Source organism: Deltaproteobacteria bacterium (assembly GCA_021159305.1).
Taxonomy (GTDB): Bacteria; Campylobacterota_A; Desulfurellia; order JAGGSF01; family JAGGSF01; genus JAGGSF01.
Map to the genome: position 1 here is coordinate 1 of JAGGSB010000012.1, position 4,050 is coordinate 4,050.

General features: G+C 37.7%; 3 protein-coding genes and 3 tRNA genes. 1 reads left to right on the forward strand and 5 read right to left on the reverse strand.

Annotated elements, in window-relative coordinates:
- Positions 1-1,061: 1,061 nt before the first annotated feature.
- From J7J10_00820 to J7J10_00835, 4 genes are all read right to left on the reverse strand, one after another.
- A complete protein-coding gene (locus J7J10_00820; protein MCD6129489.1) occupies positions 1,062-1,778 on the reverse strand; it encodes an rRNA pseudouridine synthase in 717 nt (238 codons plus the stop codon).
- A 73-nt stretch (positions 1,779-1,851) separates the two neighbouring features.
- Positions 1,852-1,939, reverse strand: a tRNA-Leu gene (locus tag J7J10_00825).
- Between the two features lie 11 nt (positions 1,940-1,950).
- Positions 1,951-2,021: transfer RNA gene (locus tag J7J10_00830), tRNA-Cys, on the reverse strand.
- Between the two features lie 5 nt (positions 2,022-2,026).
- Positions 2,027-2,099: transfer RNA gene (locus tag J7J10_00835), tRNA-Gly, on the reverse strand.
- 363 nt (positions 2,100-2,462) lie between these two features.
- On the opposite strand from J7J10_00835, the gene J7J10_00840 reads away from it, so the two are divergent.
- Positions 2,463-2,819: a hypothetical protein gene (locus tag J7J10_00840; GenBank protein MCD6129490.1), complete on the forward strand. Its 357-nt coding sequence runs from the start codon at positions 2,463-2,465 to the stop codon at positions 2,817-2,819.
- A 42-nt stretch (positions 2,820-2,861) separates the two neighbouring features.
- Here the strand turns inward: J7J10_00840 and J7J10_00845 are convergent.
- Positions 2,862-4,050 (reverse strand): adenosylhomocysteinase (locus tag J7J10_00845; protein MCD6129491.1); only part of this gene is annotated, 1,189 nt, incomplete at its 5' end.

Sequence of the window (4,050 nt, forward strand, 5' to 3'; positions counted from 1 at the left end):
CACAATTTTTAATGAAATTGGAATGCAAGGTTCCATTTTGTCATTCACAATTTTTAATGAAATTGGAATGCAAGGTTCCATTTTGTCATTCACAATTCCATTAACTTACTTTGCCATCTGGTAATCTTTCTTTTTAATTCCGCCGGATTTAACTGGTTGTATTCGGCTTTGAGCTTTTCTTTAGCTTTAACAGCTACATAAGAAGAATCGAGCACCCTTTGGTATGGTGTTTTTGCCTTATCATAAAAATTCTAAGAGAATTTTTACGGCAAATCGCAGATTTGTCATATCTCTTTATTACCTTACTACCTATTCTTGTCTTTTCAGTTAACTTCATTACAGGCTGGAAGAAATTCGTATATAGTCTTAATACTTGATACAATTAGTAAAGGTTTTACATTTCGTTGATTATCAATAATAATATTCAAATAATCATTCAAAATAGATTCTAAATTTTTACCATAAAGAGTATCAATATGTAAAAAGCTCAATAAATCTGGTATAGGGTTACTGCTCCTTAACTCTTCTTTCTTAATTATTTTTAATGCATTTTGATAATTTAACATATATAACTAACTCTCAACTAACAATTGCAACACTTAACAGTTGAACTATGCGGTGCTGCTTTTTTGCGTCTGCACCAGTGATTTGTTATATACTTCAATAGATTACATACCTGCCAATTTGTAATAAATTTCTCCAGTCTGAGAAGCGTGTCTTCGCTTAATATAAATTATATCATTTAGAGTAATCCGACCATCCAATATTTGCATTAAATCTAGGCCATCCATTAGGATCATAGATTTTGTTGTCGGATTTTGTGTTTCAGTGCATTCATTTGAGTACCCCCCAGTGAAACATACAATCCCTCAAAGTCAAGCAAAGCAATGCCACCCCACCCCCGCCTCGCTAGGATAGCTCCCCATCTCGCCCGTGTAGTAGTGAAACTTACTGCATAGGGCAAGGGGGAGGAACTTGAAGAAGTGGATAGCGTAAAGCGGATACGGATAGTGCACCGTCCATCGTAAAATCCTGAGAAATCCAGAGGCTAAATTTTCTTTTTATGTTTTTAGTAGTTGTTTTAGTTTTGATACTTCCTGATGGTTTAGCTTCCGCCATTTACCTGTTCTAAGATTTCCTAAATTCAAACTCGCATATTCAACACGCTTAAGCCTTAAAACCTTATAACCTATCTTTTCAAACATCCGTCTAATCTGCCTATTCCGACCCTCATGTAATTTTACCTCAATATAATGACAATCACCGGTTACCTTTATAATCTTTGCCTGACAGGGTTTAGTTCTTCTACCATCCAACATAATGCCACTGCGAAAACGATTAAGATCATTAGTTTCTATTAAACCATCAATTAAAACCCTATAAACTTTTTTTATCTCAAAACAAGGATGAGTTAATCTATAAGTCAAATCACCATCATTTGTCATTAAGATTAAACCTTCTGAATCATAATCCAGACGACCAACAGGATAAACCCGCTCTTCAATTGTTAACAAATCCATAACTGTTCTGCGATTTTTTTCGTCTTTTACTGTGGTTATACAACCCCGAGGTTTATTCAACAAAATGTAGATATTGTCTTTTTTTATCTTTAGAACTCTACTCTTATATTCAACAATATCTTTCTTTTCATCTATGATTTTACCCATTGTAGTGCAAACTTTACTGTTTACCTTTATTAAACCATCTTCAATCAATTGATCACTTTTTCTTCTTGAAGCCAATCCTGTCATTGCCAGAAATCTATTCAAACGTATCATAATGCGATGTTCCCCTGCATCTAAAGCCTATAGGATTTCTTGCTGTATTTTAACACCTTACAGTAGAAAATGCTGGTGCCGGGAGCGGGACTTGAACCCGCACGAGACAAAGTCTCAAGGGATTTTAAGTCCCTTGCGTCTACCAATTCCGCCATCCCGGCTCTTCTACAGGAGGCGGCGCCCGGATTCGAACCGGGGATCAGGGTTTTGCAGACCCGTGCCTTACCACTTGGCTACGCCGCCAATAGAGCGGGAAACGGGACTCGAACCCGCGACCCCGACCTTGGCAAGGTCGTGCTCTACCAACTGAGCTATTCCCGCATTGTATTCTTAATATATTCAAGCAAATTTGTTTGTCAAGCAATCCTGTTTGAGGAGTAACGCTTATCACTCCACCCTAACAACACTTAAATACCTAACTCTCAAGCAAGACAAATAAATCACTATACACCGGTAAAAAGACATATTAAGGCATGTTTAAAAACACAAAAACACACCTCAAAACCCTCTTAAAACCCGCTCTAAAATTCTCAAACTAATTGACACAAATTCTCAAACCTCGTGAACAACAAAATTTGCAGGTTTGCTTGCAAATGTCAGAACATTTGTCAACCATTAACAACTTGCATTAAAAAAACTTTCATAATATAATTAAAATTAAGTAATCTTATATAAGGAGGGGTTATGGCTATTGCAAAAGCAGTAAGAGAAGACACGGTTAATTGGAAGCGTCATTATACAGCATGGGGAGCGTGCTTATTCATATTAGGACTTATGATCGCTTTCATCCTTATTATGACAGGTGGTGAAGAGATTGCTCATGTTCTTCATGGAGAGCTGGGTATAACTGCACCCCAAAGTTCTCTATTTCAATCATCCAATCTTGGTATGAGTCTTTTGGTTTCAGGAATAATATTTGGGGTAATCTGTGCAATAATAGCAACACTGAAAAAAAGAAACTTATGGATGTGGTTGGGAGCAGGATTCTGGCTTCAGATAGTAGGTTTGATTATTGTGGTTCTGCTTCCCAAAAAAGGTTAAGTCTCAATAAAGGCTTATTTTATTTTGCCACTTGAGGCTATATCATGTTCCTATTTCCCAGGAGGAGAGGTATTTTTCCTGCTCCTCCGTTAAACTGTCATAGGAAACATTCATTGCATTCAGTTTTAGTTGTGCTACTTTTTCATCAATATCGGATGGAACAGGATAAACCTTTTTTTCTAACCTTTCACCTGATTTTGCTAAAAATTCTGCACATAAGGCTTGATTGGCAAAACTCATATCCATAACAGCGGAGGGATGTCCTTCAGCCGCAGCTAAATTCACCAATCTTCCTTCACTTAAGAGGTATATTTTCTTGTTGGACGGTAATGTATACTCATCAACAAATTCTCTAATCTTTTTAAATCCGATTGCTTTTTCTTTTAGTCCTCGCGCATCTATTTCCACATCAAAATGCCCTGCATTGGCTAAAATCGCTCCATCTTTCATCAACTCAAAGTGTTCCTTAGTAATCACATTAGTATCTCCTGTTACGGTGCAGAAAAAGTCACCAATTTTAGCCGCCTCTGCAATTGGCATAACCCTGAAACCATCCATTACAGCTTCTAATGCATTTAATGCATTTACTTCAGTAACAATAACATTTGCTCCCAACCCTTGCGCTCTTTTCGCTACACCCTTACCACACCAACCATATCCGCACACAACAAAGGCGGAACCTGCAATCAATCTGTTTGTTGCTCTGATAATACCATCCATTGCGCTTTGTCCTGTACCATAGCGGTTGTCAAAAAGATGTTTTGTATTAGCATCGTTTACTGCTATCAAAGGAAATAAAAGCAGACCTTTTTTTTCTAAACTTCTTAACCTAATAACTCCTGTTGTCGTTTCTTCTGAACCGCCCAGCATGTTATCTGCTAGGTCTTTTCTTTCCCTATGTATGACAGAGGTAAGATCTGCCCCATCGTCCATTGTAATATGCGGCTTTCTATCCAGAGTTTCGTTTATATGATTGTAATATGTATCTCTATCTTCCTCTCTTACGGCAAAAACAGCAACTCCATTCTTTACTAAAGCTGCCGTTACATCATCCTGAGTAGAAAGCGGGTTAGAAGCACACAGGTAAACCTCTGCCCCTCCGGCTTTCAAGGTGAGAGCCAGATTTGCCGTCTCGGTAGTCACATGCAGGCAAGCTGAAATACGCAAACCAGATAGTGGTTTTTCCTTCTGAAAACGCTCTTTTATTAATCTCAACACCCCCATTTCTTTT

Bases quoted from the DNA above. Each gene is read 5' to 3' on its own strand.
- J7J10_00820 (MCD6129489.1), bottom strand. From the start codon at position 1,778: ATGATACGTTTGAATAGATTTCTGGCAATGACAGGATTGGCTTCAAGA.
- J7J10_00840 (MCD6129490.1), top strand. From the start codon at position 2,463: ATGGCTATTGCAAAAGCAGTAAGAGAAGACACGGTTAATTGGAAGCGT.